This is a genomic window from Streptomyces sp. NPDC059373, assembly GCF_042751495.1.
In the GTDB taxonomy this organism is placed as follows: domain Bacteria; phylum Actinomycetota; class Actinomycetes; order Streptomycetales; family Streptomycetaceae; genus Actinacidiphila.
Genome location: NZ_JBHYXC010000032.1, coordinates 1 through 26869, shown reverse-complemented (window position 1 = coordinate 26869; position 26869 = coordinate 1). Strand labels below are relative to the sequence as shown.

26 protein-coding genes are annotated in these 26869 nt (G+C 72.6%); 9 read left to right on the top strand and 17 right to left on the bottom strand.

Annotation, left to right across the window (positions count from 1 at the left end):
- Positions 1–43 precede the first annotated feature (43 nt).
- Complete coding sequence (locus ACFXJ5_RS31195) at positions 44–1933, top strand: N-acetylmuramoyl-L-alanine amidase (protein WP_384638541.1); 1890 nt, start codon at positions 44–46, stop codon at positions 1931–1933.
- A 19-nt stretch (positions 1934–1952) separates the two neighbouring features.
- On the opposite strand, the gene ACFXJ5_RS31190 is transcribed toward ACFXJ5_RS31195, so the two are convergent.
- The 3 genes from ACFXJ5_RS31190 to ACFXJ5_RS31180 form a co-directional block, all read right to left on the bottom strand.
- Positions 1953–2453, bottom strand: coding sequence for a hypothetical protein (locus tag ACFXJ5_RS31190; RefSeq protein ID WP_384638430.1), 501 nt, complete (start codon positions 2451–2453; stop codon positions 1953–1955).
- Between the two features lie 73 nt (positions 2454–2526).
- Positions 2527–5430, bottom strand: a complete 2904-nt coding sequence (locus ACFXJ5_RS31185; protein WP_384638427.1) for an ATP-binding protein — start codon at positions 5428–5430, stop codon at positions 2527–2529.
- 85 nt (positions 5431–5515) lie between these two features.
- Positions 5516–5920 (bottom strand): ACT domain-containing protein, encoded by a 405-nt coding sequence (locus ACFXJ5_RS31180; protein WP_384638424.1) that lies wholly within the window; start codon positions 5918–5920, stop codon positions 5516–5518.
- A 49-nt stretch (positions 5921–5969) separates the two neighbouring features.
- Here ACFXJ5_RS31180 and ACFXJ5_RS31175 point away from each other — a divergent pair, with 49 nt between their 5' ends.
- Together ACFXJ5_RS31175 and ACFXJ5_RS31170 are read left to right on the top strand one after the other, a co-directional pair.
- Positions 5970–6629 (top strand): pyridoxal 5'-phosphate synthase, encoded by a 660-nt coding sequence (locus ACFXJ5_RS31175; RefSeq protein ID WP_384638421.1) that lies wholly within the window; start codon positions 5970–5972, stop codon positions 6627–6629.
- On the top strand, positions 6620–7318 hold the full coding sequence (locus ACFXJ5_RS31170) for a maleylpyruvate isomerase family mycothiol-dependent enzyme (RefSeq protein ID WP_384638418.1): 699 nt from the start codon (positions 6620–6622) through the stop codon (positions 7316–7318). The genes ACFXJ5_RS31175 and ACFXJ5_RS31170 overlap by 10 nt, the downstream gene beginning before the upstream one ends.
- A gap of 53 nt (positions 7319–7371) precedes the next feature.
- Here the strand turns inward: ACFXJ5_RS31170 and ACFXJ5_RS31165 are convergent, their stop codons facing one another.
- The 5 genes from ACFXJ5_RS31165 to ACFXJ5_RS31145 form a co-directional block, all read right to left on the bottom strand.
- Positions 7372–7629: a DUF397 domain-containing protein gene (locus tag ACFXJ5_RS31165; protein WP_384638416.1), complete on the bottom strand. Its 258-nt coding sequence runs from the start codon at positions 7627–7629 to the stop codon at positions 7372–7374.
- Between the two features lie 78 nt (positions 7630–7707).
- Positions 7708–8871: a thiolase domain-containing protein gene (locus ACFXJ5_RS31160; RefSeq protein ID WP_384638413.1), complete on the bottom strand. Its 1164-nt coding sequence runs from the start codon at positions 8869–8871 to the stop codon at positions 7708–7710.
- The gene (locus ACFXJ5_RS31155; RefSeq protein WP_384638410.1) at positions 8868–9923 is read right to left on the bottom strand and encodes a thiolase domain-containing protein; all 1056 of its coding nucleotides are present in this window, start codon (positions 9921–9923) and stop codon (positions 8868–8870) included. Before ACFXJ5_RS31155 ends, ACFXJ5_RS31160 begins: the two co-directional genes overlap by 4 nt.
- Positions 9920–10888, bottom strand: coding sequence for a Zn-ribbon domain-containing OB-fold protein (locus ACFXJ5_RS31150; RefSeq protein WP_384638407.1), 969 nt, complete (start codon positions 10886–10888; stop codon positions 9920–9922). Before ACFXJ5_RS31150 ends, ACFXJ5_RS31155 begins: the two co-directional genes overlap by 4 nt.
- A gap of 204 nt (positions 10889–11092) precedes the next feature.
- Entirely contained in the window at positions 11093–11896 is an 804-nt protein-coding gene (locus ACFXJ5_RS31145; RefSeq protein WP_384638406.1) for a crotonase/enoyl-CoA hydratase family protein, read from the bottom strand.
- Positions 11897–12078: 182 nt separating this feature from the next.
- Between ACFXJ5_RS31145 and ACFXJ5_RS31140 the strand changes: the two genes are divergently transcribed.
- The 3 genes from ACFXJ5_RS31140 (at position 12079) to ACFXJ5_RS31130 (ending at position 14755) form a co-directional block, all read left to right on the top strand.
- Positions 12079–13707: an acyl-CoA synthetase gene (locus ACFXJ5_RS31140; RefSeq protein ID WP_384638403.1), complete on the top strand. Its 1629-nt coding sequence runs from the start codon at positions 12079–12081 to the stop codon at positions 13705–13707.
- Positions 13708–13749: 42 nt separating this feature from the next.
- Complete coding sequence (locus tag ACFXJ5_RS31135; protein ID WP_384638400.1) at positions 13750–14088, top strand: antibiotic biosynthesis monooxygenase family protein; 339 nt, start codon at positions 13750–13752, stop codon at positions 14086–14088.
- Between the two features lie 295 nt (positions 14089–14383).
- Complete coding sequence (locus ACFXJ5_RS31130) at positions 14384–14755, top strand: VOC family protein (RefSeq protein ID WP_384638398.1); 372 nt, start codon at positions 14384–14386, stop codon at positions 14753–14755.
- On the opposite strand, the gene ACFXJ5_RS31125 is transcribed toward ACFXJ5_RS31130, so the two are convergent.
- The 3 genes from ACFXJ5_RS31125 to ACFXJ5_RS31115 form a co-directional block, all read right to left on the bottom strand.
- Complete coding sequence (locus tag ACFXJ5_RS31125; RefSeq protein WP_384638538.1) at positions 14752–15882, bottom strand: MFS transporter; 1131 nt, start codon at positions 15880–15882, stop codon at positions 14752–14754. The genes ACFXJ5_RS31130 and ACFXJ5_RS31125 overlap by 4 nt on opposite strands.
- Before the next feature lie 145 nt (positions 15883–16027).
- Positions 16028–16501, bottom strand: coding sequence for a hypothetical protein (locus ACFXJ5_RS31120; RefSeq protein WP_384638395.1), 474 nt, complete (start codon positions 16499–16501; stop codon positions 16028–16030).
- Positions 16498–17304 (bottom strand): endonuclease/exonuclease/phosphatase family protein, encoded by an 807-nt coding sequence (locus ACFXJ5_RS31115; protein WP_384638393.1) that lies wholly within the window; start codon positions 17302–17304, stop codon positions 16498–16500. Before ACFXJ5_RS31115 ends, ACFXJ5_RS31120 begins: the two co-directional genes overlap by 4 nt.
- A 214-nt stretch (positions 17305–17518) precedes the next feature.
- Between ACFXJ5_RS31115 and cpt the strand changes: the two genes are divergently transcribed.
- The 3 genes from cpt to ACFXJ5_RS31100 all read left to right on the top strand — a co-directional run bounded on the left by cpt (position 17519) and on the right by ACFXJ5_RS31100 (position 19213).
- Positions 17519–18058 carry a chloramphenicol phosphotransferase CPT gene (gene cpt, locus ACFXJ5_RS31110; RefSeq protein WP_384638390.1) on the top strand — a complete coding sequence of 180 codons (540 nt, stop codon included), beginning with the start codon at positions 17519–17521 and terminating at the stop codon, positions 18056–18058.
- Between the two features lie 247 nt (positions 18059–18305).
- Entirely contained in the window at positions 18306–18833 is a 528-nt protein-coding gene (locus ACFXJ5_RS31105) for a cysteine dioxygenase (RefSeq protein WP_384638387.1), read from the top strand.
- Positions 18830–19213: a rhodanese-like domain-containing protein gene (locus tag ACFXJ5_RS31100; RefSeq protein ID WP_384638384.1), complete on the top strand. Its 384-nt coding sequence runs from the start codon at positions 18830–18832 to the stop codon at positions 19211–19213. Before ACFXJ5_RS31105 ends, ACFXJ5_RS31100 begins: the two co-directional genes overlap by 4 nt.
- On the opposite strand, the gene ACFXJ5_RS31095 is transcribed toward ACFXJ5_RS31100, so the two are convergent.
- The 6 genes from ACFXJ5_RS31095 to ACFXJ5_RS31070 all read right to left on the bottom strand — a co-directional run bounded on the left by ACFXJ5_RS31095 (position 19210) and on the right by ACFXJ5_RS31070 (position 26551).
- Positions 19210–19905 (bottom strand): alpha/beta fold hydrolase, encoded by a 696-nt coding sequence (locus tag ACFXJ5_RS31095; protein ID WP_384638381.1) that lies wholly within the window; start codon positions 19903–19905, stop codon positions 19210–19212. The two genes, ACFXJ5_RS31100 and ACFXJ5_RS31095, sit on opposite strands and share 4 nt — an antisense overlap.
- A 46-nt stretch (positions 19906–19951) precedes the next feature.
- A complete protein-coding gene (locus ACFXJ5_RS31090) occupies positions 19952–21511 on the bottom strand; it encodes an acyl-CoA synthetase (RefSeq protein ID WP_384638378.1) in 1560 nt (519 codons plus the stop codon).
- Positions 21508–22611, bottom strand: coding sequence for an NAD(P)H-dependent flavin oxidoreductase (locus ACFXJ5_RS31085; protein ID WP_384638375.1), 1104 nt, complete (start codon positions 22609–22611; stop codon positions 21508–21510). Before ACFXJ5_RS31085 ends, ACFXJ5_RS31090 begins: the two co-directional genes overlap by 4 nt.
- 102 nt (positions 22612–22713) lie before the next feature.
- Entirely contained in the window at positions 22714–24885 is a 2172-nt protein-coding gene (locus ACFXJ5_RS31080) for a tetratricopeptide repeat protein (RefSeq protein ID WP_384638372.1), read from the bottom strand.
- A 46-nt stretch (positions 24886–24931) separates the two neighbouring features.
- Positions 24932–25810, bottom strand: coding sequence for an oxygenase MpaB family protein (locus tag ACFXJ5_RS31075; RefSeq protein ID WP_384638369.1), 879 nt, complete (start codon positions 25808–25810; stop codon positions 24932–24934).
- A gap of 3 nt (positions 25811–25813) precedes the next feature.
- Positions 25814–26551, bottom strand: coding sequence for a TetR/AcrR family transcriptional regulator (locus ACFXJ5_RS31070; protein ID WP_384638366.1), 738 nt, complete (start codon positions 26549–26551; stop codon positions 25814–25816).
- Between the last annotated feature and the right edge of the window lie 318 nt (positions 26552–26869).

The window sequence follows — 26869 nt, the reverse complement described above, 5'->3', positions numbered from 1 at the left end:
CCGACTGGCGACGGCGGCGGTCGCCATCGCCGCGTTGTTGCCGATGGCCGCACCCGCCGCGAGCGCGGCCGCCCCGGGAGCGTTAACGCTTCAGCAGGCGTTCGCCGACGCGGCCGATCGCTATCAGGTCCCCGAAAGCGTGCTGCTCGGTGTCTCGTACATGGAGTCGCGCTGGGACACCCATAACGGCCTGCCTAGTGTCACCGCCGGCTACGGCCCCATGCATCTGACCGACGCCGCCACCGCCCTGGCCGACTACCCCCAGACGGGTGACGGCGGTGACGACGCCCGGGGCGACACCACGCGGCCGCTGGTCACCACGGCCGGCACGGCCGCCCCCGCCGCATCCGACCTGCCCGCCTCGCTCACCACGCTCGACCGGGCGGCCGACGTCAGCGGCCTGTCGGCCAAGGCTCTGCGCGAGGACCCGGCCAGCAATGTGGCCGGCGGCGCCGCGCTGCTGGCGGCGGCCCAGAAGGCCTCGAACCGGCCGCTCGGCTCGTCCTCCGACCCGGCCGCCTGGTACGGGGCGGTGGCGGCGTACTCCGGCGCGGACGACTCCGCGACGGCGGCCACCTTCGCCGACGACGTCTTCCAGGTGGTCCGCGACGGCGAGGCCCGCACCACCGACACCGGCGAGCGGATCACGCTGGCCGGCCACCCCGGTCTCGCCCCGGACACCGCGCAAGTGCGCGGCCTCGGGCTCAGGAAGGTCAACGCCGCCGACACGGAGTGCCCGCTCAGCGTGGCGTGCGAGTGGCTGCCGGCCCCGTACGAGGAGTTCGGCGCCGGCGACTACGGCAACCACGACCTCGCCGACCGTCCCAACGACCAGTCGGTCGACTACATCGTCATCCACGACACCGAGGGCACCTGGGACACCGCTCTCAAGCTCGTGCAGGACCCCACCTATCTGGCCTGGCACTACACCGTCCGCTCCTCCGACGGCCACATCGACCAGCACGTCAAGACCAAGGACGTCGGCTGGCACGCGGGCAACTGGTACGTCAACGCCAAGTCGGTCGGCATCGAGCACGAGGGCTTCCTCACCGACCCGGGCACCTGGTACACGGAGGCGATGTATCGTTCCTCCGCCCGTCTGGTGCGGTACCTGGCGCACAAGTACGACATCCCGCTGGACCGGCAGCACATTCTCGGCCACGACAATGTGCCGGGCCCGACCACCTCGTACATCGCCGGGATGCACACCGACCCAGGCCCCTACTGGGACTGGGCGCACTACTTCGAGCTGATGGGCGCCCCGCTGCACGCCACCGCCGGACCCGGCGGCGGCCTGGTCACCATCCGCCCGGACTACGAGACCAACCAGCCCGTCTACACCAGCTGCTCCGCCGCCGGCGACACCTGCCCGGCGCGCGGCTCCGAGGCCGTACGCCTGTACACCGAGCCCAGCGAGGACTCCGCGCTGGTGAAGGACATCGGGCTGCACACCACCACCGGCACGTCGACCACCGGCGTCAACGACACCGGCGCCCGCGCCTCCACCGGCCAGCAGTACGCGGTCGCCGACCGCGACGGCGACTGGACGGCGATCTGGTACCTCGGCCAGAAGGCCTGGTTCCACAACCCGAAGACGCAGCCGACGGCCGTCAATGCCCAGGGCTGGGTTGTCACCCCGAAGCAGGGCCTGACCGACATTCCGGTGTACGGGCGCGCCTACCCGGAGGCGTCGGCGTATCCGTCGACCGTGCCGGTGCAGTCGATCTCGGCGCTGTCGTACAAGCTGCTCGCCGGCCAGCGCTATGTGCTCGGGCAGAAGACGACGGGCGAGTACTACCGGTCGGTGACCTTCGACGCCTCCCAGCACGTGGTGGTGAAGGGCACCCAGCAGTACTACGAGATCCAGTTCGGGCACCGGGTCGCCTACGTGAAGGCAGAGGATGTGACCGTACTGCGCTCGACGCAGAGCTGACCGATGTCGTGCCGGCTGCTCAGCCCTGCTGGAACATCTCCGCCGGCAGCGGCTTGAGCAGCTGGTACAGGTCGTCGGTGATGGGCCGGTCCCAGGTGGCGATGGTGACCAGGACACCGTCGCTGCGGTCGAACTGGGAGCAGGCGATGCGGCCCTCGGAGAGCTTGACCCGGCGGACGATGAGCAGATTGTCGCCCTGCATCACCGGGGTGTCCTCGGTGCCGACGACCGTCACCGGCTCCTCGTTGCCGAGGGCGACCAGCAGCTGAGCCACCTCGAAGGGCACCTGGCCCTCCTCCAGCTCGCGGGCCGGGGAGCCCTCGGGGAGGTTGCCGATCAGCATGGCGGGGCCGCGCCCGCCGAAGAGGTCGTACCGCAGGAAGATGCCCTGGCAGCTGCCGTCCTCACCGGGCAGCAGCCCGGCGCCGAGATTGCCGGGCCAGTCTCCGGGGTCCATGGCCAGGACGTCGAAATCCGGTCCGGTCGGCATGGCGGCGCTGCGGCGGCGGAGGAACGACATGGGCCCATCGTACGTGGCCCGCGCCCCTGCGTGCCCCGGGGTGGTGACCCCGGGTGGCCGGGACGGGCAGCCTCTACGGCGGATCGAGGATCCCCTCGCCCAGCGCCTGGGCCAGGCCGGACGCGTCGGTGCCGACCTTGCGGTAGACGGCCGACAGCAGCCGGGCCACGGCGCGCTCGTCGGTGCCCAGCTCGTGGGCGATGTCGGCCGGGCCGGCGCCCCGGGCGGTGCGGGCGGCGACGGTGCGTTCCTGGGCGGTGAGGGCGTCGGTGTCGGTGTCGGTGGTACGGAGCCTGCGGGGGCGCAGTCCGGCGGCGGCGAGTTCCTCACGGGCGCGTTCGGCGAGGCCGTCGGCGCCGCAGAGGAGGGCGCCCTCCAGGCCGCGGTAGAGCTGCTCGGCGGCGTCGTGGACGCTGCCGGTGCGCCGCAGGGCGGTGCCGTGGTCGACCAGGGCGCGGGCGAGTTCGTAGCCGGAGGGGGAGCCTTCCAGGTACCCGACGGCCTCCTCCAGCGTCTTGGCCCGTTCGGCGGGCCCCGCGGCCACCTCGGCGGCGGTCCGCAGCGCGGTGCCGATCGCCGAGGCGGTGCCGAACTGCCGGGCGCGCTCGACGGCTTCCCCGGCGGTGACGCGGGCCCGTTCCGGCGCGTCGTGCGCCTCGGCGAGCGCGAGGTGGAGCTGCCAGGGGCACCAGGCGGGGTTGCGCATGCCGCGCGGGTCGAGGCGGCGGCCGACGGCGGCCAGCTCGGTGGCGGCCTCCCGGTGCAGGCCTTGGGCGAGCAGCAGTTCGCCGTGCACGGCCTGCGCGTCCGGGAAGACCACGGCGGCCGGGAAGGGCGCGCCGAAGTCGTACTCCTCGGCGAGTTGTCCGGCCTCGCGGACCCGGCCCCGGGCGATCAGGACCTGGACGAGGATGGCGACGCAGTACCACTGGACGGGGGTGCCCCGGCCGACCCGCTCGGCCAGCCGCAGGCCGTCGCGGGCGAAGTCCTCGGCCTCGGTGAGGCGGCCCCGCCGGTAGCGGATGTAGCCGAGGAGCGCGTAGCCGAAGGCGAGGTGGGCGCCGCGCCAGCCCTGGCGTTCGAAGTCGGAGATGCCGGCGGCGAACAGCTCCTCGGCGCGGCCGGGCCGGTCGGCGTACATGAAGGTGAGGGCGGTCAGGACGGGGACCTCGAAGCCCCGGTCCTCAAGGGCCCAGGGCAGGCCGCCGCGCAGGGCGCGTTCGGCGTGCTGGATGGCCACGTGCGCGGGCTCGGCGCGCAGGGTGGCGTCCCAGGCGCGCAGCCCGATGATGTAGCGCTCGGTGAGGTCGCGGCCGGTGAGGCGGTCGGCGAGATTGGCCAGCCGGCGGGAGCGGGCGGGCGAGTCGGGTTCGTCGGCGCGGAAGGCGTCCCACATGAACTGCTCGGACTTCATCCGCAGCCGGGCCCTGGCGCTGGTGGCGGTGCGGGCCGCCAGGCCGATGGTGTCGGCGGCCTCGCCGAGCCGGTCGCTGTGGGCGAGGGCCTGGGAGAGCCGGTAGACGATGCCTTCGCGCAGCGCCGGGTCGGCGATCGGCTCCTCCAGGGCGGCGCGCAGGTGGTTGACGGTGGTGGCGGGCTCGGTGAGCAGCGACGAGCAGCCCAGTTCGTACAGGACGGCGGCCCGCTCGTCGAAGGACGGCGGCTCGCGCAACGCCCGGGCCAGGTAGCGGCGGGCGGCGGCGGGGGCCCCGGCCCGCAGGGTCTCGCCGGCGGCTTTGCGCAGCTGCTGTACGACCCAGGGGTCGCCCTCGGGGTGGGTCTCCAGGAGGTGCCGGGCGGCCGTCGAGGGGCCGAGGCCGGCGTCCACGACCGACCAGGCGGCCTGGCCGTGCAGGGCGACCCGGATGGCGTCCGGGATCGCCCGGTAGACGGCGGTGGCGATGAGCGGGTGGACGAACTCCAGGGTGTCGCCGCCGGTGAGGATCCGGACCTGGCGCAGCCGGTCCACGGCGTCGGCCGCCTGCTCGCCGCCGAGTCCTGCGACGCTCGCGGCGAGCGCGGGCGGGATCGAGGTGCCGAGTACGGCGGCGGCCCAGGCGAGGCGCACGGTGGACGGTCCGAGCCGTTCCAGACGGGTGATCAGGCCGTGTCCCTTGACGGCGGCGGCGAGGTCCCGCAGCAGGTGGGCGCTGGACTCGTCGGGCCGCAGGCCACGGTCGCGGACCTTGGCGGTCAGTTCGACGGCCTCGAAGGGGTTGCCCGCGGTGACCGCCCAGCACTCGCGGCAGAAGGCGTCGTCGGCGTGCGGGCCGACCGAGTCGCGTACGAGCCGGCCGATGGCCCGGGCGCTGAGCGGTTCGAGGTCGATGGGCCGGGTGCCTGCCCGGCCGGGCAGGCCCCGGAACGACTCGGCAGCGGGCGGCAGTTCGTCAGGGCGGTAGGCCACGACGATCAGCATCGCGAGATCCTCGGCGCGCGGTGCGAATGCCACCAGCCAGGCCAGGGACTCCGGGTCCGCCCAGTGCGCGTCGTCCAGGACCAGGACGACGGGGGCGCGTTGCACCGCGATATGGGTGAGCACCCAGGCCAGGCCGTCGCCGATGCCCTGCGGGTCCGGCGGTGCGCCCGTCTCCGGCACGCACAGCCCGAGGGCGGGGCCCACGATCCCGTACCAACTGCCCAGCGTGGCGCGGAGCGCGGCCTCGCCGGTGCCGGCGAGTTGCGGTTGCAGTAACTGCCGGGCCACGTGGAAGGCGACCCGCTGTTCCTGGTCGCCGCCGCGCGCCGACAGCACCGTGCAGCCCCTGGCGGCCGCCCGGCGCCGGGTCTCGGCCAGCAGGGTGGTCTTGCCGAGCCCCGCCGGTCCGGCGAACGCCAGCAGTCCGCCGCGCGGCCTCGCTCCGCCGTCGCTGCCTCCCGCACCGGTGAGGGCGCTCAGCGCCTCGTCCACGGCTACCAGCTCTGCCTCGCGTTCGAGCAGCCGCCGTTGTCCCGGTGTCGTCGCCCGCTGCGACATCGTGCACCCCCAGCTCCGGTGCGCCTCAGCGTAACGCCCGGGAGCACGGTCCGTGAGGTGTTGGTGGCCGAATCTTGACGCTGTTTCAGGCGCCTTGTCCGGTGAGGGCCTTGAGGATCACCACAGCCTCCTCAGCGTGCTCGTACGGCACGAAAAGGTGGTCGTGATGGAAGCCGGCCACCACGTTGCAGCTCAGTCCGGCCTCCGCCAGCGCGGTCGCGAAGGCGCCGGTCAGCCCGACGGCGTCCAGCGCCGAGTGCACGCGCAGCGTGATCCACGCCGCCACGTAGTCGTAGCCCAGACCCGCCCGGTCGGCCTCCTCCTGCGGCACGACGAGCGTGAGCCCCTCGTCCTCGGCGACGGTCGCCACGGGCCGGACGCCGCCGGGGACTTCACGGCTGCCAGGGACCGTCGTGAAGACGTACCGGCCGGGGTTGAGCTGGGGCTTCATGCCGCTCAGCAGCTTGGTCAGATCGCGTTCTCCTGGCATGAGGCTAATGCTATCGTCTCGACTAACCATTACGTAGGAGGGGGGCCGCATGTCGTCGCCGACCATGCGTGAACTACTGCGGGGTCTGGAGGTCTTCGCGGGTGAACTTCCCGGATTCGATCCCGGGGCCGCCCCGGACGATCCGGTCGAACTGTTCACCGACTGGCTGCTCCGCGCCGTACGCGCCGGGGTGCCGGAGCCGCACGCGATGACGCTGTCGACGGCGGACGGGGACGGCGAACCCTCGGCGCGGGTGCTGATCCTCAAGGACGTGTCGCCGCACGGCTGGCAATTCGCGTCCCACTCCGGCAGCCGCAAGGGCCGCGATCTCACCCAACGCCCGTCCGCGGCACTGACCTTCTACTGGCCGGCCCAGGCTCGCCAGGTGCGGGTGCGCGGCCGCGTCACCACGGCCCCGCCCACCGACAGCGCCGCCGACTTCCTCGCCCGGGGGGCCGCCGCCCGCGCCGAGGCACTTCTGGGCCGGCAGAGCCGGCCGCTGACCGACCTGCCCGCCCGCGAAGCCGCCGTGAAGGAGTCCCTGGCCGCCCTCGACCGCGACCCGGGGCTCGTCGCCCCCGGCTGGACGCTCTACAACCTGCGGGCCGAGCAGGCCGAATTCTGGCAGGGCGATCGGTACCGCAATCACACCCGCCTCGACTACCGCCGCGTGGACGGCGCTTGGGAGAAAGAACTGCTGTGGCCGTGAATCCGGGCAATCTGCTGCCGACGATCTTCGAGGGCCACGACCGGCTGCTCACCCTGGTCGCCGCCCTCACCGACGACACCGCCCGCGGCCCGAGCGCCCTGCCCGGTTGGAGCCGCGCGCACGTCCTCTCGCACATCGAAGGCGTCAGCCTCGCACTCGCCCGCCAGGCGCGCTTCGCGCTCAGGGGCGAGCTGATCGACCCGTACGACGGGGGCCGACCGGCCCGGGACGCGGCGATCGAGGCGGGAGCCTCCCGTTCGGCCAAGGAACTGACGTACGCCGTGGGCGCGGCGCTCGCGCAGACGCGGGAGACGTGGTCGGCCGTCGGCCCGCAGGACCGGGGCCGGGCGGTGCGCTACCGCGACGCGGACGTGGCGGCCGTCCTGGCGGCCTGGTGGCGGGAGCTGGGGATCCATACGGCGGACGCCGATCTGGGGTACGGCTCGTCCGACTGGTCGCGGGACTTCTGCGGCCACGTCCTGGACCATCTCGCGCCCCGCACGCCCGAAGGCATCCGGCTGGAGCTGACGGCGGTCGACGGCCCGGACAAGCGGGTCCTCGGCAGCGGCGAGACCGTGGTGGTACGCGGGGCCCTGACCGATCTCACCGCGTGGATGGCGGGCCGCGAGCCGGCCGGGACTCTGGCCTTCTCGGGCGCGGAGGTCCCGGAGCTGGGGCCCTGGCCGTAACGGTTCGTCCGGCAGCTCGCCGTCGTCGTACGAGGGCGAGCTGCCGCATGACGTCAGGTCAGGTCGAACTCGCCGTCGCGGGCGCCGAGTACGAAGGCCCGCCATTCGGCCGGGGTGAAGATCAGGGCGGGCCCGTCGGGGTCACGCCGGTCCCGCATGGCGGTGAAGCCCTCGACGAAGGCGACCTGGACGTCGCCGATACCTCGTCCGCTGGAGAGCCAGTCCGCGTTCGTCAGGTCGAGCTCCGGCTTCGGTTCGCCGTGCAGCCGCTTGTCGATCGTGCTTTCTGACACGTCCGCTCCTCCCGACATCGTCGTCCGGCCCAGCGTATACAGCCCGCCTGGCGCCGGACAGGTCCAGGAACAACCTGCCCAGCCCCGGGCCCGGTTTCACGCGCCCGGCCGGTCGGATCCCACGAGCCACATCGAGAAGAACTGTGCCCCTCCCCCGTACGCGTGCCCCAGGGCGCGGCGGGCGCCGGGGACCTGGTGGTCGCCGGCCCGGCCGCGTACCTGGAGGGCGGCTTCGGCGAAGCGGAGCATGCCGGAGGCGCCGATGGGGTTGGTGGACAGGACGCCGCCGGAGGGGTTGACGGGCAGGTCGCCGTCGAGTTCGGTGACGCCGGACTCGGTGAGTTTCCAGCCCTCGCCCTCGGCGGCGAAGCCGAGGTTCTCCAGCCACATCGGCTCGTACCAGGAGAAGGGCACGTACATCTCGACCACGTCGATGTCCCGGCGCGGATCGGCGATCCCGGCCTGCCGGTAGACATCCGCCGCGCAGTCCCGGCCCGCGCGCGGGCTGACGAAGTCCTTGCCCGCGAAAAGGGTCGGCTCGCTGCGCATGGCGCCGCCGTGCACCCAGGCCGGCGCGTGCGGGGCGCGGCGGCCGCCCGCCGCGTCCGTGAGGACCATGGCGCACGCGCCGTCCGACGACGGGCAGGTCTCGGAGTAGCGGATCGGGTCCCAGAGCATGGGCGAGGCCCGCACCTTCTCCAGGGTGATGTCCGGCTCGTGGAGGTGCGCGTACGGATTCTTCAGCGCATTGCGGCGGTCCTTGTAGGCGACGAGCGAGCCGATGCTGTCGGGCGCGCCGGTCCGCCGCATGTAGGCACGTACGTGGGGCGCGAAGAAGCCGCCCGCCCCGGCCAGGAGCGGCTGCTGGAAGGGGATGGGCAGCGACAGGCCCCACATGGCGTTGGACTCGGACTGCTTCTCGAAGGCCAGGGTCAGTACGGTGCGGTGGACGCGGGCGGCGACGAGGTTCGCGGCGACCAGGGCCGTGGAGCCGCCGACCGAACCGGCGGTGTGGACGCGCAGCATCGGCTTGCCGACCGCGCCGAGGGCGTCGGCGAGGTAGAGCTCCGGCATCATCACGCCCTCGAAGAAGTCCGGGGCCTTGCCGATGACCACCGCGTCGATGTCCTGCCAGGTCATGCCCGCGTCCTCCAGGGCCCGCACGGCGGCCTCGCGGACCAGCCCGGCGATCGAGACGTCCCGGCGCGCCGAGGTGTGCTTGGTCTGGCCGATCCCGACGACGGCCACGGGCTCCTTCACCGGTCTTCCCCTTCCAGGACGGCGACGAGGTTCTGTTGAAGGCACGGCCCCGAGGTGGCATGCGCCACGGCCCGGTCCGACTCCCCGCGGTGGATGCGGGCGGCGGCCTCGCCCAGGCGGATCAGCCCGGCGGCCATGACCGGGTTGGCGGCCAGCGGCCCTCCGGAGGGGTTGACGGTGACGTCGTCGGTGAGGCGGAGCGCCCGGCGCAGCACGATTTCCTGGGAGCTGAAGGGGGCGTGCAGCTCCGCGGTGTCGACCGGCGCGTCGAAGAGCCCGGCGTTCCGCGCGGCCAGGCGCGTCGACGGGGAGTCGGTGAGGTCGCGTACGCCCAGGCTGTGCGCCTCGATCCGGTGGTCCATGCCCCTGATCCACGCCGGGCGCGCGCACAGCCGCCGCGCGGTGTCCCCGGCGGCCAGGATCACGGCGGCGGCGCCGTCCCCGACCGGCGGGCAGTCGGCGCGGCGCAGCGGGGCCACGACGTAGTCGCCGGGCGGCTGGGGGCCGGTGAGCTGCGCGTACGGATTGCCGGTGGCGGCGGTGCGGTTGCGTACGGCGACGGCGGCCAATTCGCGTTCGTCGGTCGCGCCCGCGTCGATGAGTGCCCGGGCCTGGAGCGCGGCCAGCGCGACCGAGTCCGGCCAGAGCGGGGCGACGTAGTACGGGTCCAACTGGCGGGTCAGCACGTCGCGCACGTCGCCGGGCGACGACTTGCCGTACGCGTAGACCACCGCGGTCTCCGCCTCGCCGGTGAGGATCTTGACCCAGGCCTCGTAGAGCGCCCACGCCCCGTCCATCTCGACATGGGACTCCGAGATCGGCGGCCAGGCCCCGACCCCGTCCAGCGCCATGGTGAAGGAGAACGCCCTGCCTGCCAGGTAGTCGGACGACCCGGAGCACGTGAACCCGATCTCGCCCGCTTTCAGGCCGGTCCGGTCCAGGACCTCGTGCAGGACCGGCATCAGCAGCTCGACCTCGGACACGTCGGCGCTGTCGCGCACGTGCCGGGTCTGGGCGAAAGCGACGACGGCGACCTCGGCGGCATCCCTCACAGCAGCTCCTTGTACATGTCGTAGTCCGCGTCCGGCTCCCCGGTCGGCCGGTAGTGGTCCGGGTACCGGCCCTCCTCCGTCCACACCGCCTCGACCCGCAGCCCCATCCGGACCTGGTCGTACGGCATCCCGCCGATCCGGCCGTGCAGCGCCAGGTCGGCGCCGTCCAGCGCGATGTGGGCGTAGACGTACGGGACTTCGATGTCCAGGTTCCGCGCCTTGATGTTGACGATGCAGTACGTCGTGACCGTCCCGCGCGGGCCGACCTCCACCTGCTCGTCCGTCGCCACCCCGCAGGTCGGGCAGGCCCCCCGGGGAGGCACATAGACCTTGCGGCACGACGGGCAGCGCTCCCCCAGCGTCTTTCGCTCCGCCACGAGGGCGTTCAGATAGCGGGACTGGGCCCGGCCCGGGCTGTACGTGTAGTCCAGCCGAGCCGCAGCCACGATCCCGGTCACCGGATCCGCGAACTCCCCCCTGTGCGGCGTGGCTTCGCCGGTCTCTTCTCCGTCGTACGGCTCGAAGCACGCGATGTCCGTGATCGCTCCGCCCCGCTCCTCCGCCCACCGGATCCGCACCCGCATCCCTGTCCGCACCGCCTCCGGTCCCCCCGGCGCGTCCAACGCGTGCAACAGCGCCGTATCCGCTCCGTCCAGCCGCACCAGCACCCACGCGAACGGCACCCCCAACGGCTGGTTCGCCCGCGGCGCCGGATTCCAGGCCCACGTCGTCACGGTGCCGGTCGGCGCGACCTCGACCAACTCCCGTATCTCCTCCGCCGTCACGGGGTCGTACTCCACCGGCGGCACGAGGACCTGGCGGTCGGCCGTGCGCACGCCCAGCACCGTGCGCTCCCGGAGGCCCGTGAGGAAAGCGCTCTGCACCGGCCCCAGCGAACGGGTGAACGGGAACTCGACGACCAGCGGCGCACGCAGCGTCTCCGCCGGCGCGGGGGATGATGTCATGGGGCCTGTCCTTCTCCTTGTTGACGGCCGAGGTGGCGCCGCCGGGTGATGATTGGGCCCCCGGCGGGAAGTGCCCGGGGCGGCAACCCCGAGGGGCATGGGGCGCGGCCCCACCATCGCAACCCGGGGGTCCAGGGGGCTTGCCCCCTGGTTTCGGGAAGGGGCGGGGTGGGGGATGAGCCCCCGCCACAGCGACCGCACGCCTCACGCACGGCGGAACACCGGCGCCCGCCGTTCCGCGAAAGCGCGGGCCCCCTCCTTGGCGTCGGCCGTACCGAAGATCGGCCAGCCGGACCGGAGTTCGTGACGGAGGCCGTCCGCCTCGCTGAGTTCGGCGGTGTCGTAGACGGACGCCTTGACCGCCTCCACCGCGAGCGGACCGTTGGCGTTGACCAGTTCGGCCGTTTCCAGCGCCCTGTCGAGCGCCGTGCCGTCCGACACAACGGATCCGATCAAACCGATCCGCGCCGCCTCCTCCGCGTCGTACGGGCGCCCGGTCAGCAGCATCTCCAGCGCGTGCGTGCGCGGGATCTGCCGGGCGAGCCGAACCGTGGAGCCGCCGATCGGGAAGAGCCCGCGCCGGACTTCGTACAGCCCGAAGACCGCGCTGCGCCCGGCGATGCGGATGTCCGTGCCCTGGAGGATCTCCGTGCCGCCGGCCACGCAGGGCCCTTCGACGGCCGCGATGACCGGTTTGCGGGGGCGGTGGTGGCGGAGCATGGCCTTCCAGTGGAGATCGGGGTCGGCGGTGAGCCGGTCCCGGTACTGCTGCCCGGCCAGACCGCCGTCCGAGGCCAGGGACTTGAGATCCATGCCGGAGCAGAAGCAGCCGCCGGCGCCGGTGAGGACGACGGAACGGATCGCGTCGTCCTCGTCGGCCTCCACCCAGCCGTCGTAGAGGCCGACGAGCATCGGCAGCGACAGCGCGTTCTTGGCCTCCGGCCGGTTGAGGGTCAGTACGAGTGTCGCGCCGACGCGCTCCACCGTGAGGTGTTCGGTGCCGCCCATGGCGTACTCCCATCGCAGACCCAGGGCCTGGCGGCCAGGCCCTAACAGGTTGCAGTAGGCGCAGGTCAAGTTCAATACTTTTCTGACTACCAGTCAGATTCTTCGTGCGAACCCCCTTCACAGCCCACGCGGAGGGCGCTCTAATGACGGGCGCCGGGACCGTGTTCGGGTCAGGAGGAGCCGTGGAGTACAACCTTGCCGACCTCTTCGAGTCGGTGGTCGACACCGTTCCGGACCGCGAGGCGCTGGTGCATGCCGACCATCCGGGCACGGGCGCCGAACGCCGGCTCACCTACGCCGGGCTGGACGCCGCTGCGAACCGGCTGGCGCACCATCTCGCCGACAGCGGCATCAAGCCAGGAGAGCATGTCGGGCTGTATCTCTACAACTGCGTGGAGTATCTGCAGACCGCGTTCGCCTGCATGAAGATCCGCGCCGTCCCCGTCAACGTCAACTACCGCTACGTGGAGGACGAACTGGCCTACCTCTACCGCGACGCGGACCTGGCCGCCCTCGTCTTCGACTCCGAGTTCACCGGGCGCGTGGCCGCCGCGCTCCCGCACGCGCCGAAGCTGCGGCACCTCATACGGGTCGGGGCCGCGCCGGACGACACGCCCGAACCGGCGGTCGCGCCGGTGCCGTTCGCCGAGGCCGAGGCCTCGGGCTCACCGGGGCGGGACTTCGGGCCGCGGTCCGCCGACGACCAGTTCATCATCTACACCGGCGGCACGACCGGTCTGCCCAAGGGCGTCATGTGGCGCCACGAGGACCTCTTCTTCTCCGGCCTCGGCGGCGGCGCCCCGACCGGCGAACCGGTCAAGCGGCCCGAGGAGCTGGCGGAGCGGGTCGCGGCGGGCGGCGAGGGGCTGGTGTTCTTCCCCACCGCGCCGCTGATGCACGGGACGTCGACGCTGACCGCGTTCATCGCCTTCAACTTCGGCCAGAAGGTCGTCATCCACCGTAAGTACGTGCCCGAGGAGGTGCTCCGCACCATCGACCGGGAACGGGTCACCAGTGTCTCCCTGGTCGGCGACGCGATGCTGCGGCCACTGGCCGACGCGCTCGCCGGGCCGCTCAAGGGCACCGACTGCTCGTCGCTGTTCAGCGTCTCCAGCTCCGGTGCGATCCTGTCGGAGACCGTACGGGACCAGTTCCAGGAGCTGGTGCCGAACGCCGTGATCCTCAACAACTTCGGCTCGTCGGAATCCGGCTTCAACGGCACCGCCACCGCCGACTCCGGCCCGGCCAAGGGCTTCCGGCTGCGCGTCAACTCCCACATCGCGGTGGTGGACCCGGCCACCCTGGCCCCCGTGGCCCCGGGCGAGCCCGGCCGGATCGCGCTGCGCGGACACGTGCCGCTCGGCTACTACAACGACCCGGCCAAGACCGCCCAGACCTTCTTCCAGCGCGACGGCGAACGCTGGGTCCTGCTCGGCGACATGGCCACGGTCGGCGAGGACGGCGTCGTCACCGTCCTCGGCCGCGGCTCCCAGTGCATCAACACCGGCGGCGAGAAGGTCTACCCCGAGGAGGTCGAGGAGGCCCTCAAGGCCCATCCCGACGTCTACGACGCCCTGGTCGCCGGCGTCCCCGACCAGAAGTGGGGCAACCACGTCGCCGCCGTCGTCCAGCTCCGCGCCGGCGCCCCCCGGCCCACCCTGGAGCAGATCCAGACCCACTGCCGCGCCCGCCTCGCCGGTTACAAGATCCCCCGCAGCCTCGTCATCACCCCCCGCATCCAACGCTCCCCCAGCGGCAAGGCCGACTACCGCTGGGCCCGCGACATCGCGACCGAGGGCGCCCGCCAGTAGCATCAGCGGACTACGTTCCTTACCGAATGGAGCCGTCGGCCTGTGTCCTCACCTCTGTCCTTCGCCCGCCCCGAGCCGCCGTACTACGCCGTCATCATCAGCTCCTGGCCCAGCGGCGAGGACCCCGAGGGCTACGCCACCATGGGCACGCGCATGGCCGAGCTCGGTGAGGCCCAACCGGGCTATCTGGGCCGCGAGTCGCTGACGGACGCGGACGGACGCGACCTGGTGGTCATCTACTACGCGGACGAGGAGTCCATAGCCGCCTGGAAGGCACACCCCGAGCACCTGGAGGCGCAGCGGCTCGGCCGCGATCGCTGGTACTCGGCGTACAGCATCGAGATCGCGCGCGTCGAGCGGGCCTACGGCTTCCGTCTCTAGGGTCTGTCTTCCGGATCATGCTGGGCTCGCGACGCTCCCCCAGCTGGACGCTGGGTGGGGGTCCCCCCGGCCGAAGGCTGGGGGAGTGCCCCCAGGCACGGCGCCTCGCGGCGTTGTCGTCGGTCGCCGACGTCCCCCAGCCTGGCGGCTGGGAGGTGCCCCCACCGCGTCGTCTCCTCCCCCAGCCCTGACGGCTGGGGGTGCCCCCACCTCCGCCTTGCGATGCACCGCACCAGACCCCGCTCCCTGATCCAGCCTGATCCGGAAGACAGACCCTAGGTCTCACACTGGCGGCATGCCTCTGTCGCTGCATCACATCGTCGTCGACGCCCACGACCTGCCCGCCCTGGCCCGTTTCTGGGCCCAGGTGCTGGACTGGCGGATCCTGTCCGAGCGGGAGCGGGAGGTCGTGATCGGCCCCGACGAGACGGCGCCGGTGGGTATCTGCTTCATGCCGGTGACGGACAGGAAGAGGGTCAAGAACCGCCTCCACCTCGATCTGACATCCGACCCGGAGGACCGGGACGCCGAGATCGAGCGGATCCTCGCGCTCGGCGCCCGCCGGGTGGACATCGGGCAGGGCGGCACCGAGTCGTGGACCGTACTCGCCGACCCGGAAGGCAACGAGTTCTGCGTGGTCCGGCCGAAGAAGAGCCTGATCGGCTAGGCCGTTTCCGTCTGCGGGGGCCGGCGCAGGAGGAACACGCCCACACCCGCCGACAGCAGAATCACGCACCCTGCGAAGATCAGACCCGCGTCGCGCAGCCCCAGGGCCAGGGTGAGGGCCCCGACTCCGACCACCGGCAGGGAGATTCCGACGTAGGCGACGACGAAGAAGGCCGAGATCGTCGCGCCACGGTGCTCGTCCGGGGCCGCCGCACTCACGCTGGTCAGGGCGGCGCGGAAACCCAGGCCCTGGCCGAGGCCCCCGACCACGGCGCCCACGACCAGCACGGGCAGGGACTCCACCCAGAGGGAGACTGCCACGAGGGCCATACCGGCCGTCAGGACCAGGCAACCGGTGGGCAGGGCGCGCCGCACGCCCACCCGGCTCATCAGGAACTGGCCGGCCGTGGAGGAGCAGAACACCGAGAAGACGACCAGGCCGGTGACGGCCAGATTGTCCTCCCCCAGGGTCTGGGAGAGGAAGCTCGGCGCCACCGCGGTGAACAGTCCCAGCATGGCGAAGCCGGCGAAGCCGGCCAGCCCGGCCGTCACGAACACTCCGCGCATCTCCTGGGGTACGACCATGCCCTGAGGGCGCAGCGGCGGACGGGGATCGCGACGCGCCACCGTCTCCGGCAGGGCGCGGGTGACGGCGAAGGCCGCGACAAGCAGCGCGATGTGCACCAGGAAGGGCAGCTTGAGCGGCCACGGCGCGTACTGCGCCAGGAAACCCGACAACAGGGGACCACAGCCGAGGCCGCCCATGTTGGCGGCCGTGGCGGCGAATCCCGACCGTCCGCGCAGCTCCGGGGGCGCCAGCTCCAGTACGGCAGCTGTCGCCGCCCCGCTGAAGAGTCCCGCGGAGAATCCCGACAGCAGCCGGCCCAGGAACAGCAGCGGCAGCCCGCCCTCGCTCAGAAAGCACACCGCGCTCAGGAAGGACAGCCCCAGAGCGAACAGCAGCACCGGGCGGCGGCCGAGAATGTCGGAGAAGTCACCGGCGACCAGCAGCGCGGCGATCACGCCGAGTGCGTAGACCGCGAAGACGACCGTCACCATCAGTTCGGAGAAACCGATCTGTTCCTCGTAGAGCCCGTACAGCGGCGTCGGCAGCGTGGTCCCGGCCATCCCGACCGCGAACACCCCGGCGGCCGCGAGGTACCAGCCCCGGGCACGACGTTCCCCTGTGGCTTGAACGATCACCGCTCCACCCTAGCTGTGAGGGCCTGTCCCGCCGATCTTGCGCGGGGCCGGATGAGGAGCGGCGGGGTGGCTAGGCGGCGGCCCAGTCCTCCGTATGGCGGTGCGACGCGAGGCTCACCGCCGCGAACTCGTCGAAGGCGTCCCCCGCCGACGCGCCGAGGCGCCGCAGTGCCTGGGAGATCGGGCTGCCGTCGGCGGGGAAGGGCTGGTACTCGGGGAGGTGGAGCGGCCCGAGGACGAGGGCGCCTGCGTCCCAGACGGCTGAGCGCTGCTCGCCGGTGCCGCCGAAGTAATCGGCCTCGACGTAGGCGATCGGACCGTCCTGGGAGCGGTCGGCGAGGACCCGGTCGAAGCCGCTGGGCAACTGCCAGAAGCCGAGCGGCCGGTCGTCGCGGCCGTCGTCGAGGGCGTGGGCGAGCGCCCGGGTCATCGGGATGAGGGCCAGCCCCTGGGCGAGGGGTGCCAGGCGGGAGGCGGCGAGGTCCTGGGTGAGCACGTCGAGCAGGTCGGCGTCGGCGACCAGCGCTTCCAGTACGTACGTCACTGGGCGAGCTCCGCGATGACCGCCGTGTGGTCCGACGGCCAGACGCCGTCGACCGGGGCGTCGGCGGCGCGGCGGGCGGTGCGGATGTGGCCGATGCCGCCGGGACCTGCCGTGCCGACGTGGACGTAGTCGATGCGCGAGCCCCACTCGAAGGTCTGCGCGGCATAGGGGTTGACCAGGTCCCAGGTCACCTCCGGCGCCGACGGATCGGCCAGCCGCCACGCGTCGATGAACACCTGGCCCTTGACGACCGGCGCCGTCTTGAGGCCGCCGAACAGCCGTAGTTCGTCGGAGTCCGGCTCGGCGTTGAAGTCCCCGGTGATGACCGGAGGGAAGTCGGACACCGCACGCTTCGCCGCGATGAAGTGGGCGATGGCCCTGACCTGCAGGCACCGCACGTCCGACTCATGGGGTGCGGAGTTCAGATGGGCCGTGAAGAAGGGAATCCGCTGCCCCGGCGCGTCCAACAGCGCGTACAGCGCCGTCCGTCCGTCGTCCTGACCGTCCCCGACCGGCAGCCGCAGCGTGTCGCGCCCGGCGATCGGCCACCGGCTGAGCACCGCGTTCCCGACGTCGACCGTCGAGTCCCCCAGCCGCTTGTGGAAGCGCTCGGGGGCATCCGACGCGACCCAGGTCCAGTGCATGCCGAGCTGCTCGGCGAGCCAGCCGGCGAGATTGTCGTCGCCCTGCGCCCACACCTCCTGCAGCCCGACCACGTCGGGCCGTTCCTCGCGCAGCACGGCGAGAATCGCGTCCCGTCGCTGCTCCCAGGGCCCGAACCGCCACCAGAGATTCCACGTCATCACGCGCACCCGACGATCATTTCTGCTTGAGCCACTCCAGGTCCAGCTCTTCCGCCGTCACAGCGACGATCGCCCGCAGTTCCCGGGCCTCCTCCGTCTCGCCGATTTCGTCGACCAGTCATGCAACCGCAGCCGCCGCTGCTGCGGCAACATCTGCGCCGGCCGCACCACCGTCGCCGCCCACCGCGCGGGGCAGCAGCACTAGCCTCACACCATGCCCACCCAAGTGATCGTTCTGAACGGCGGTTCCAGCTCCGGCAAGTCCGGCATCGCGCGATGCCTCCAGGTCGTGCTGCCGGATCCGTGGCTGACCTTCGGCGTCGACACGCTCATCGCCGCGATGCCTGCCGCCATGGAGTCCTCCGGCGCCGGGATCGAGTTCGGCCCGAACGGCGAGGTCACGATCGGCGACGCCTTCAAGGCGCTGGACGAGGCGTGGGCGCAAGGCATCGGGGCGATGGCGCACGCCGGGGCGCGGATCATCGTCGACGAGGTCTTCCTCGGCGGCCCGGCCTCGCAGGAGCGGTGGCGCAAGGCCCTGCGGGGGCTGGACGTGCTGTGGGTCGGGGTGCGCTGCGACGCCGCGATCGCGGCGGGACGCGAGACCGCCCGGGGCGACCGGGCGGCGGGAATGGCACGGTCACAGGCGGAGCTGGTGCACCGGGGCGTGTCGTACGACCTGGTCGTGGACACCGGGCATACGGAATCCCTCGAGTGCGCCCGGCAGATCGCCTCGCGTGTCGCCGGAGGCTGAGCGGAGGACCTGACCACCATCCGGACCTGACCCTGCGAACGGCCGGAGGTGTGCTTTCATAAGCACTATGCGTACGAACATCTGGAACCTGGGGCCGCTGTGGCCAGGTCGTCGTGCGCATCATTTCGACCAGAGCTGTCGTCGGGGCTGATTCCGCCCCCCGACCACCCAGCGACCTCCCCCGTGTCCCGCACCGCCGAAGCGCGGCCGGCCGGGCGTGTCGCGGTAACGCTCCGGAGCAATGCCCATGGCCCTGTCCGACCGGGCGGGCGGTCCCACCCCGCTCGTCCTCTCCCAGCTTCAGACACTCGTGCGCGGCTACGCCGCCGCCGTCGAGGGCGGCGCGCACCTGCCGACCCATGACCCGGCCCGCCGCTGGTTCACCCGGCTGCACCGGGATCCCTACGTCGACGTATGGCTGATCACCTGGCCCGGCGACACCTCCACCGAGCTGCACGACCACGCCGGCTCGCTCGGCGCGCTCAGCGTCGTACGCGGCCGCCTCACCGAGCACCGCTGGGCCTACGACGGCCGGGGCGGCGGCGGGATCGTGACCCGGGAACTGGGCGCGGGACGTGGCGCGGCGTTTCCGCTCGGCCATGTGCACGATGTGGTGAACGCGGCCGGCGAACCGGCGGTGAGCGTGCACGCGTACTCGCCGCCGCTGACCGCGATGTCGTACTACGCGGTGGACGAGGCCGGCTCGCTGCGCCGCACCCGCACCGTGCTCACCGACGAGCCGGAGCCCGAGCCCCTGCTGGAGAGCGCACGATGACCACCTCGGGAATCGACCGGATGCTGGAGCGGGCGCGGACCCGTCTGGAGCGCGTCGGGCCGCACCAGGCGGCGAAGGAGCTCGCGGCCGGGGAGGCCCTGCTGGTGGACATCCGGCCGGCGGCGCAGCGGGCGGCGGAGGGTGAGTTCGCGGAGGCGTTCGTGATCGAGCGCAATGTGCTGGAGTGGCGGCTCGACCCGCTGAGCGACGCCCGGATCCCGGAGGCGACGGGGCACGACGTGCGGTGGATCGTGGCGTGCCAGGAGGGCTATACGTCGAGTCTGGCGGCGGCCTCGCTGCTGGACATCGGCCTGCCCCGGGCCACCGACCTGGAAGGCGGATTCCAGGCGTGGCAGCGGGCGGGGCTGCCGGTCCGTTAGGCCGTCACAAGAAGGAACCCCTTCACCTCGGCGAGGAATTCGGCGGGGCGCGTGGCGTGGACGAGGTGGCCGGCCTCGATCGTGACCAGGTGGCCGTCCGGGACGTGGTCGGCGATCGCGGCCATTCCGTCCTGCGAGAGGGTGCTGGCCGCGCCGCCCGCGACGACGAGGGTGGGCGCGGTGATGGCGTCGAAGAGCTTCCACCAGCTCGGGTCGGGGGCGTTGAGCCGGCTCCGTACGGCGGCTACGGCACGCCAGTCGCAGGTGTCGTCGGCGGCGGGCCCGGTGGGCACGACGCGCCTGGGGTGGACGGGGTCCGGCGCGGGCGGCTCCTCCAGCACCAGCCGGGTGACCCGTGCGGGCTCGGCGGCCGCCACGAGATACGCGACGAGGGCGCCCATCGAATGGCCGATCAGGGCCACCTCGCCGAGGCCGAGCGCGTCGAGGAAGGCCAGGGTGTCGTCGCGCATCAGCTCCGGCGAGTACTCCCCCGGCCAGTCGCTGCGGCCGTGCCCGCGCTGGTCGAGGACGTGGACGCGGTGGGTCGCGGCGAGTGCGGCCACCACCTCGTCCCAGTCGGCGCCGTTCCCGCCGAGGCCGTGCAGCAGCAGGACCGGCGGTCCGTCGGGCGCGCCCGAGACGCGGTAGGCGTGCTTGATGCCGTTCGCTTCGACCGTCGGAAGATCTGTCACACGGTTGACGCTACCCACCCGGCCCGGGGCCGGACCGACGGTCCGCTCACAGCGGACGGTCGTGGCCGGCCCAGTACGGCTCGCGCAGGCGGCGCTTGTAGAGCTTGCCGTTGGGGTCGCGGGGCATCTCGGCGATGAAGTCGACGGACTTGGGGCGCTTGTAGCCGGCGAGCCGCTGTTCGCAGTGGGCGAGGAGGGCGGCGGCGAGTTCGGGGCCGGGGGTGTGGCCGGGGGCGGCCTCGACGACGGCTTTGACCTGCTCGCCCCAGTCGGCGTGGGGGATGCCGAAGGCGGCGGCGTCGGCGACGGCGGGGTGGGTGAGGAGGGCGGCTTCGATCTCGGCGGGGTAGATGTTGACCCCGCCGGAGATGATCATGTCGATCTTGCGGTCGCGGAGGAAGAGGTAGCCGTCCTCGTCCAGGTAGCCGAGGTCGCCGACCGTGAAGAAGTCGCCTATGCGGTTCTTGCGGGTCTTGTCCTCGTCCTTGTGGTAGCGGAAGCCTCCGGTCTTCATGTTGATGTAGACAGTGCCGAGTTCACCCGGCGGGAGGCGGTTGCCGTCGTCGTCATGGATGGCGATCTCGCTGAAGGACCAGGCCTTGCCGACCGTGCCGGGCTTCTTGAGCCAGTCGGCGGCGGGCGCGAAGGTGCCGCCGCCCTCGCTGGCGGCGTAGTACTCCTCAACGCAGGGGCCCCACCAGTCGAGCATGGCGCGCTTGATGTGCTCGGGGCAGGGCGCGGCGCCGTGGATGGCGTGGCGCATGGAGGAGACGTCGTATCGCCGCTTGACGTCGTCGGGGACGGCGAGGAGGCGGTGGAACTGGGTCGGCACCATGTGCGTGTGGGTGCAGCGGTGGCGGTCGATGAGCCGCAGCATCTCCTCGGCGGTCCACCGGTCCATGAGGACGACGGGGTGGCCGATGTGCAGGGCGGCGCCCGCGAATTGGAGCACGGCGGTGTGGTAGAGCGGCGAACAGACCAGGTGGGTGTTGCCGTCGAAGGGCTTGATGCCGAACACCCCGAGAAATCCGCCGAGATACGTCTCCTCCGGGGGCTTTCCGGACAGCGGGCGGCGGATGCCGCGGGGGCGGCCGGTGGTGCCGGAGGTGTAGTTCATGATGCCGCCGCTGGTGCGGTCGGCCGGCGGGGTGGCCGGCCGGCCGGCCAGGAGGTCTTCGTACGGGCGGAAGCCCTGGGCCCGGCCCACGGCGTGCCTGCGGTCGGCCGGGAGTCCGGCCTCGTCGGCGGCGGCGCGGGCCTGGTCGGCGTAACGCTCGTGGGCGATCAGCACCTTGGCGCCGGAGTCGGCGACGATCCAGGCGATCTCGGGGCCGACCAGGTGGTGGTTGACGGGAACGAGGTAGAACCCGGCCTGGAAGGCGGCCAGATAGGCGGTGAAGAACTCGACCCCGTTGGGCAGGACGACGGCGACCGCGTCACCGGGCCGCAGTCCGGCCGCTCGCAGCCCGTGGACGAGCCGGTTGGCGTCGTCGTGCAGGCGGCCGGCGGTCCACTGCTCGCCGTCCGGGGCGGTCAGCACGACGCGGTCGGGGTCGGCGGCGGCCTGGGCCCAGAAGCCGTTGGGGGCGGTCCGGGGGGCGGTCATGAGCGGCCCGCCACGCGGTTCAGGCGGTCGATGGCGCGCTCGAAGCCGCGCGTCAGCTCGTCGAACACGGCCTGCACGCTGAGCTGTTCGGTCATCTGGCCGACGATCTGGCCGACCGGTGTGCCGAGCAGCGGCTCCACTTCGTACTTCTGGATCCGGCTGATCGCGTCGGCCACCAGCAGCCCCTGCAGTGGCATCGGCAGCGGCCCCGGGCCGGTCGGGTCCTCCCAGGCCTCGGTCCATTCGGTACGCAACTGCCGGGCCGGCTTGCCCGTCAGCGCCCGGGACCGGACGGTGTCCCCGGAGCCGGCGGCCAGCAGCTTCGCTATCAGCGCCGGGGAGGGGAGTTCGGCCTCGGTGACCGTCAGCCACACCGAGCCGAGCCACACGCCCTGCGCTCCCAGCGCGAGCCCCGCCGCCACCTGCTCGCCGGTCCCGATACCCCCGGCGGCCAGCACCGGCAGCGGATCCACGGCCCGTACGACCTCCGGGACCAGCACCATGCTCCCGATCTCACCGGTGTGGCCGCCGGCCTCGTAGCCCTGCGCCACGACGATGTCGATCCCGGCGTCCTGGTGATGCCTCGCGTGCCGGGCGCTCCCGGCGAGGGCGGCGACCAGGATGCCGTGGTCATGGGCGCGCTCGACGACATCCGCGGGGGGCGAGCCCAGCGCGTTGGCCAGCAGCGTGATCGGGTGCTCGAAGGCCACGTCCAACTGCGACCGCGCCACCTGCTCCATCCACCCCGTGATCCGCCACCCCGACACGTCGTCCGGCCCCAGTTCGGGCACCCCGTGCTTCGCCAGCACCTCCCGTACGTACTGCCGGTGCCCCTCCGGGATCATCGCCTCGACGTCCGCCTCGGTGACCCCCTCCACCTTCTTCGCCGGCATCACCACATCCAGCCCGTACGGCCTGTCCCCGGTGTTCGCGTCCAGCCACTCCAGGCTCCGCGCCAGCTCGTCCGCCTCGGCGTACCGCACGGCCCCGAGCACCCCCATCCCCCCGGCCCGGCTGATCGCCGCCGCCACCGCGGGGAACGGCGTGAAGCCGAAGATGGCGTGCTCTATGCCCAGCCTCTTGCTCAGCGACGTCTCCATGCCCGGCAGGATGCCGCAGCCGGCGCGTGATCGGAACCCCTTTTCTGACGCTGCGTCAGATTTTTGCCCGACCCCGGGTCACCGGATCGGGGGTAGGCGGCGTCAGCCGGTGGGCTCCGCCCGCCGTTGCGCGGCGACGCGGCGGTAGAGGGCGAGGGCCTCGCCGGCGCGGCCGAGCTGTTCGAGGCAGTGGGCTTCGTCGTTGCGGCTGGCGAGGGCGTCGGGGTGGGCGGGGCCGAGGACCCGCTCGCGGGCGTCGGCGACGTCGCGGTAGACGGACAGGGCCGTGGTCCAGCGGCCGAGCCAGCCGAGGGCGACGGCGATCTCGCGCTTGCTGACGAGCGTGTCGGGGTGGTCGGGCCCGAGGACCCGCTCGCGGAGGGCGGCGACATCGCGGGCCTCGGTGAGGGCCTCCTCCCAGCGGCCGAGGCGGCCGAGGTTGACGCCGAGGCCGTGCCGGGCGCGCAGGGTCTCGGGGTCGGCGGCGCCGCTCGCGCGCGTACGGGAGGCGACGAGGTCGCGGTAGAGCTCGTACGCCTCCGGGCTGCGGCCGAGGCGGCCGAGAGCGATGCCCATCTCGTAGCGGGCGGCCAGGGTGTCCGGGTGCTCGTCGCCCAGCTCTTCGGCCCGTACGGCGGCGACCTGGCGGTACGCCTCGAGCGCGTCGGCCCAGCGGTCGAGCTGCCCGAGCAGGTAGGCGGCCTCGCAGCGCGACGCCAGGGTGTCCGGATGGGCGGGGCCGAGCACGCGGGCGCGGGCGGCGGCGACCTCGGCGGCCATGATGTACGACTCGTCGAGCCGGCCGAGGCGCCCGAGGTTGAAGGCGAGGTTGTGGCGGCAGGCCAGGGTGTCGGGGTGGTCGGCGCCGAGCAGGCGCTCGCGGGCGGTGAGGACGGCGGAGTAGCCATGGTGGGCGTCGACGTGGCGGCCGAGCTGGCCGAGGACGTACGCGGCCTCCTGCCGTGCGGCCAGCGTGGCGGGGTGGTCGGAGCCGAGGAGGCGGTGCCGGGCGGCGGCGACGTACTCGTACATGCGCAACGCCTCCTCCGCGCGGCCGAGGCGGCTGAGGCAGAAGGCCAGCTCGTAGCGGCTGGCGAGAGTGTCCTCGTGGTCGGCGCCGAACACCCGCTCCCGCTCGGCGGCGACCGCGCGGTGCGTTTCCTCCGCCTCCTGCCAGCGGCCGAGGCGCGCGAGGCTGATGCCCGCGTCATGGCGTCCGGCGAGCACGCCGAGCAGCCCCGGCGAGGGCGCGCCCGACCGGACCGCGGCGCGGGTGGACCAGGCGCCGGTGAGCTCGGGCGGGGTGCGGGCGGCACGCGGGGCGGTGGTGCGCCGACCGCCGGCGCGGACGGCGGAGTCCCGCGCCCAGTACGGCAGACCGGCGGCGGGGGCGGCGGCGGGGACGGACGTGGGAAAGGGCGCGGCCCGCATCGCCTTGAGGCGGCCGGCGACGTCGGCCGCGTTCTGCGGGCGGTCGTCGGGGGCTTTGGCGAGCAGGTCGAGGATGAGCCGGTCCAGTTCGTCGGACAGCCCGACGCGGTGGCCGCTGGGCGGCTCCGGCACGGTGTCGCGGTGCCCGACGAGCACGGCCCAGGCGTCGCCGAGGTCGAACGGCGGGGCGCCGGTGGTGATCTCGTACAGAACGCAGCCCAGCGAGTACAGATCGCTGCGGTGGTCGATCTCCTCGTCCGCGCCGATCTGCTCGGGCGACATGTAGTGCGGTGTGCCCATGGCGACGCCGGTGCCGGTGAGCCGCGACGTGAAGCCGATGTCGTGGCCGAGCCGGGCGATGCCGAAGTCGCAGATCTTCACCGAGCCGTCGGAGAGCCGCATGATGTTGGCCGGCTTGAGGTCGCGGTGGACGATGCCCTGCGCGTGCGTGTAGGCGAGGGCCGCGGCGACCTGCTCGGCGATGTCCATCACGTCGGGCACCGGCAGCGGATTGCCCTGGGTGTCCTGGAGCACCTGCAGCAGATTGCGGCCGTCGAGCAGCTCCATGACGAGGTAGAGGACCCCGTCGTGCTCCCCGAAGTCGTGGACGACGGTCACTCCCCGGTGCTGCAGCGCCGCCGCGACCCTCGCCTCACGCCGGAACCGCTCCTGCAGCACGCGTGCGAAGCCGGCGTCCGCCGACGTGCTCACCGGCTTCAGGCACTTGACCGCGACCTTCCGCCCGAGCGACTCGTCGACCGCCCGCCACACCTCTCCCATCCCGCCCCGGCCGATCAGCTCCTGCAGCCTGTACCGGCCCTGGATCAACGCCCCAGCCGCCATCGCGCGCCCGCCGCCCCCGTCGTTCCGCCCCGCTTCTTCCCCACACTCAGTATGGACGCGCGAGCCACGTTTTCTCCTGTTTGCGCAACCTGTACGCAGACGGATGCGTGCCCGGGCCGAGCCTGCCCACCGCCTTCACGATGTGTCCCGGCGGCAACTGCCAGCGCAGGAAGGCCGGTACGGCCCGCAGACCCCGGCCCGTAGCCCGCAGCCGCCGCGTGACGGTGGGCGCGGACGGCACCGGCCTGCCGTACAGCTCCTGCGCGAAGGGCGGCAGCGCGGCGTACGCGAGCGCGGTCGCGCCGTGCCACACGGTGGCCCGGGCCGGCAGCAGGGCGCCGGGGACCGGCGGTGCCTGGAGAAAGGCGAAGACCTCCAAGGCCTCGTTCGTGGCGGCCAGTTCCGGGCGGACCTTGTCGAAGTACGCGGCGAGCTCGGCGGTGTCGGCCGGCACGCCCGCCGGGTCCAGGCCCATCAGCCGGGCGGCGGTGCGCTGCTCGCCGACGTACGCGTCCGCCTGGGCGTCGGTGAGCGGGAAGCCGGAGCGGCGGGCCACGGCGAGATACGAGTCGATCTCGGCGCAGTGCACCCACATCAGCAACTCCGGCGCATCCACCGGAATCCGCTCCCCGGTCGCCGGGTCGGTGCTCGTCAGCCGGCGGTGTATCGCCCGGACCTTGGCCGCGGCGCGCTCCGCCTCCAGCGTGGTGCCGTAGGTGATGGTGCCCACGAAGTCGGCGGTGCGCAGCAGGCGGCCCCAGGCGTCCTTGCGGAAGTCGCTGTTCTGGAAGACCCCGCGTACGGCACGGGGGTGCAGTGCCTGCAGATACAGCGCCCGGACGCCGGCGATCCACATCATCGGGTCGCCGTGCATCTGCCAGGTCACCGAATCCGGCCCGAAAAGCCCGGGGTCCGCGTCCCGCATCGCCTACCTCCCGCTGTCCCGCTGTCCCGCGCTTCCGAGCGTACGGCCTGCCGGTCCGCGCAGTCCGCCCTCGGTTGCCGGTGCTTGGCGTGCGGCGCCGCTGTCGAGGGAGGCGACCAGCACAGCCTCGTCGAAACCGACGTCGACGAGGGGGGTGCTGCTGTCGGGGTGTTTCCGCAGACCGTCGAGGATCAGGTGCAGATACCGGCGCCAGAGTTCGGGGTGGCCGGTCTGCTCGGTCACGGACGCGACCATGAGCTGGATCATCGGGAGGTCCCATGGCTGGACGTCCTCGCGCAGCGTGCCCTGCTCCTTGGCGCGTGCGATCAGGACGTCGACCGCCGGCTTCACGCGTTGTTGGACGCGGCCCTGCCGCTGCGGGCCGCGACCGGTGCCCAGCATGACCTGGCGCAGGCCCCGGTCGAATGCCTGGAGCTCGCAGACCTTCTCCAGCGAGTCCACCAGCCCGTGCCATGGATCCGGGTCGGCGAGCGCCTCCTGGGCCAGCTTCTCGACGGTGTCGATCATGTCGTCGAAGACCGCGTCGATCAGTTCCTCGATGTTGGCGAAGCGCCGGTAGGCGGTACCGACACCCACTCCGGCATGGCGGGCCACATCGTCCAGGGTGACGCCGAGGCCCCGTTCACGGAACAGCTCATGCGCGGCCGCGATGATGCGGCGGCGGTTCAACTCGGCGTCGCGCCGCAGAGGGGGCCGCTCGGGCCGGGGAGTCTCCGCCATAGGGGTCGCCGTGTCTCCTGACATGGGAGCTTTTTCCGCCTCATGTTATAGCGCAGCCCCCGTCGGCGGCCGGGACGGGTCCGCCCCACGACAGTAAGTGGAGGCTCGATCTCCACCTAGTGCTAGGCTGACCACTAAGTGGAGAAGTGATCTCCACTGACTGTCCCGTACCCCTAGGAGGAACTCGTGGTCGACGAGAACAAGATCGTGGAACGCCTTTCGGACACCAGCGGAAAGAAGGTCGTGAAGCGAGGGAAAGTCGGCTCGGTGGTCGCGGCGTCGGTGGTCCTGGGGCTCACGCTGGCCGCATGGTCCTCC

Bases quoted from the DNA above. Each gene is read 5' to 3' on its own strand.
- ACFXJ5_RS31195 (WP_384638541.1), top strand. From the start codon at position 44: ATGGCCGCACCCGCCGCGAGCGCGGCCGCCCCGGGAGCGTTAACGCTT.
- ACFXJ5_RS31190 (WP_384638430.1), bottom strand. From the start codon at position 2,453: ATGTCGTTCCTCCGCCGCCGCAGCGCCGCCATGCCGACCGGACCGGAT.
- ACFXJ5_RS31185 (WP_384638427.1), bottom strand. From the start codon at position 5,430: ATGTCGCAGCGGGCGACGACACCGGGACAACGGCGGCTGCTCGAACGC.
- ACFXJ5_RS31180 (WP_384638424.1), bottom strand. From the start codon at position 5,920: ATGCCAGGAGAACGCGATCTGACCAAGCTGCTGAGCGGCATGAAGCCC.
- ACFXJ5_RS31175 (WP_384638421.1), top strand. From the start codon at position 5,970: ATGTCGTCGCCGACCATGCGTGAACTACTGCGGGGTCTGGAGGTCTTC.
- ACFXJ5_RS31165 (WP_384638416.1), bottom strand. From the start codon at position 7,629: ATGTCGGGAGGAGCGGACGTGTCAGAAAGCACGATCGACAAGCGGCTG.
- ACFXJ5_RS31150 (WP_384638407.1), bottom strand. From the start codon at position 10,888: ATGACATCATCCCCCGCGCCGGCGGAGACGCTGCGTGCGCCGCTGGTC.
- ACFXJ5_RS31145 (WP_384638406.1), bottom strand. From the start codon at position 11,896: ATGGGCGGCACCGAACACCTCACGGTGGAGCGCGTCGGCGCGACACTC.
- ACFXJ5_RS31130 (WP_384638398.1), top strand. From the start codon at position 14,384: ATGCCTCTGTCGCTGCATCACATCGTCGTCGACGCCCACGACCTGCCC.
- ACFXJ5_RS31125 (WP_384638538.1), bottom strand. From the start codon at position 15,882: ATGGCCGGGACCACGCTGCCGACGCCGCTGTACGGGCTCTACGAGGAA.
- ACFXJ5_RS31115 (WP_384638393.1), bottom strand. From the start codon at position 17,304: ATGACGTGGAATCTCTGGTGGCGGTTCGGGCCCTGGGAGCAGCGACGG.
- cpt (WP_384638390.1), top strand. From the start codon at position 17,519: ATGCCCACCCAAGTGATCGTTCTGAACGGCGGTTCCAGCTCCGGCAAG.
- ACFXJ5_RS31105 (WP_384638387.1), top strand. From the start codon at position 18,306: ATGGCCCTGTCCGACCGGGCGGGCGGTCCCACCCCGCTCGTCCTCTCC.
- ACFXJ5_RS31100 (WP_384638384.1), top strand. From the start codon at position 18,830: ATGACCACCTCGGGAATCGACCGGATGCTGGAGCGGGCGCGGACCCGT.
- ACFXJ5_RS31090 (WP_384638378.1), bottom strand. From the start codon at position 21,511: ATGACCGCCCCCCGGACCGCCCCCAACGGCTTCTGGGCCCAGGCCGCC.
- ACFXJ5_RS31085 (WP_384638375.1), bottom strand. From the start codon at position 22,611: ATGGAGACGTCGCTGAGCAAGAGGCTGGGCATAGAGCACGCCATCTTC.
- ACFXJ5_RS31080 (WP_384638372.1), bottom strand. From the start codon at position 24,885: ATGGCGGCTGGGGCGTTGATCCAGGGCCGGTACAGGCTGCAGGAGCTG.
- ACFXJ5_RS31075 (WP_384638369.1), bottom strand. From the start codon at position 25,810: ATGCGGGACGCGGACCCCGGGCTTTTCGGGCCGGATTCGGTGACCTGG.
- ACFXJ5_RS31070 (WP_384638366.1), bottom strand. From the start codon at position 26,551: ATGGCGGAGACTCCCCGGCCCGAGCGGCCCCCTCTGCGGCGCGACGCC.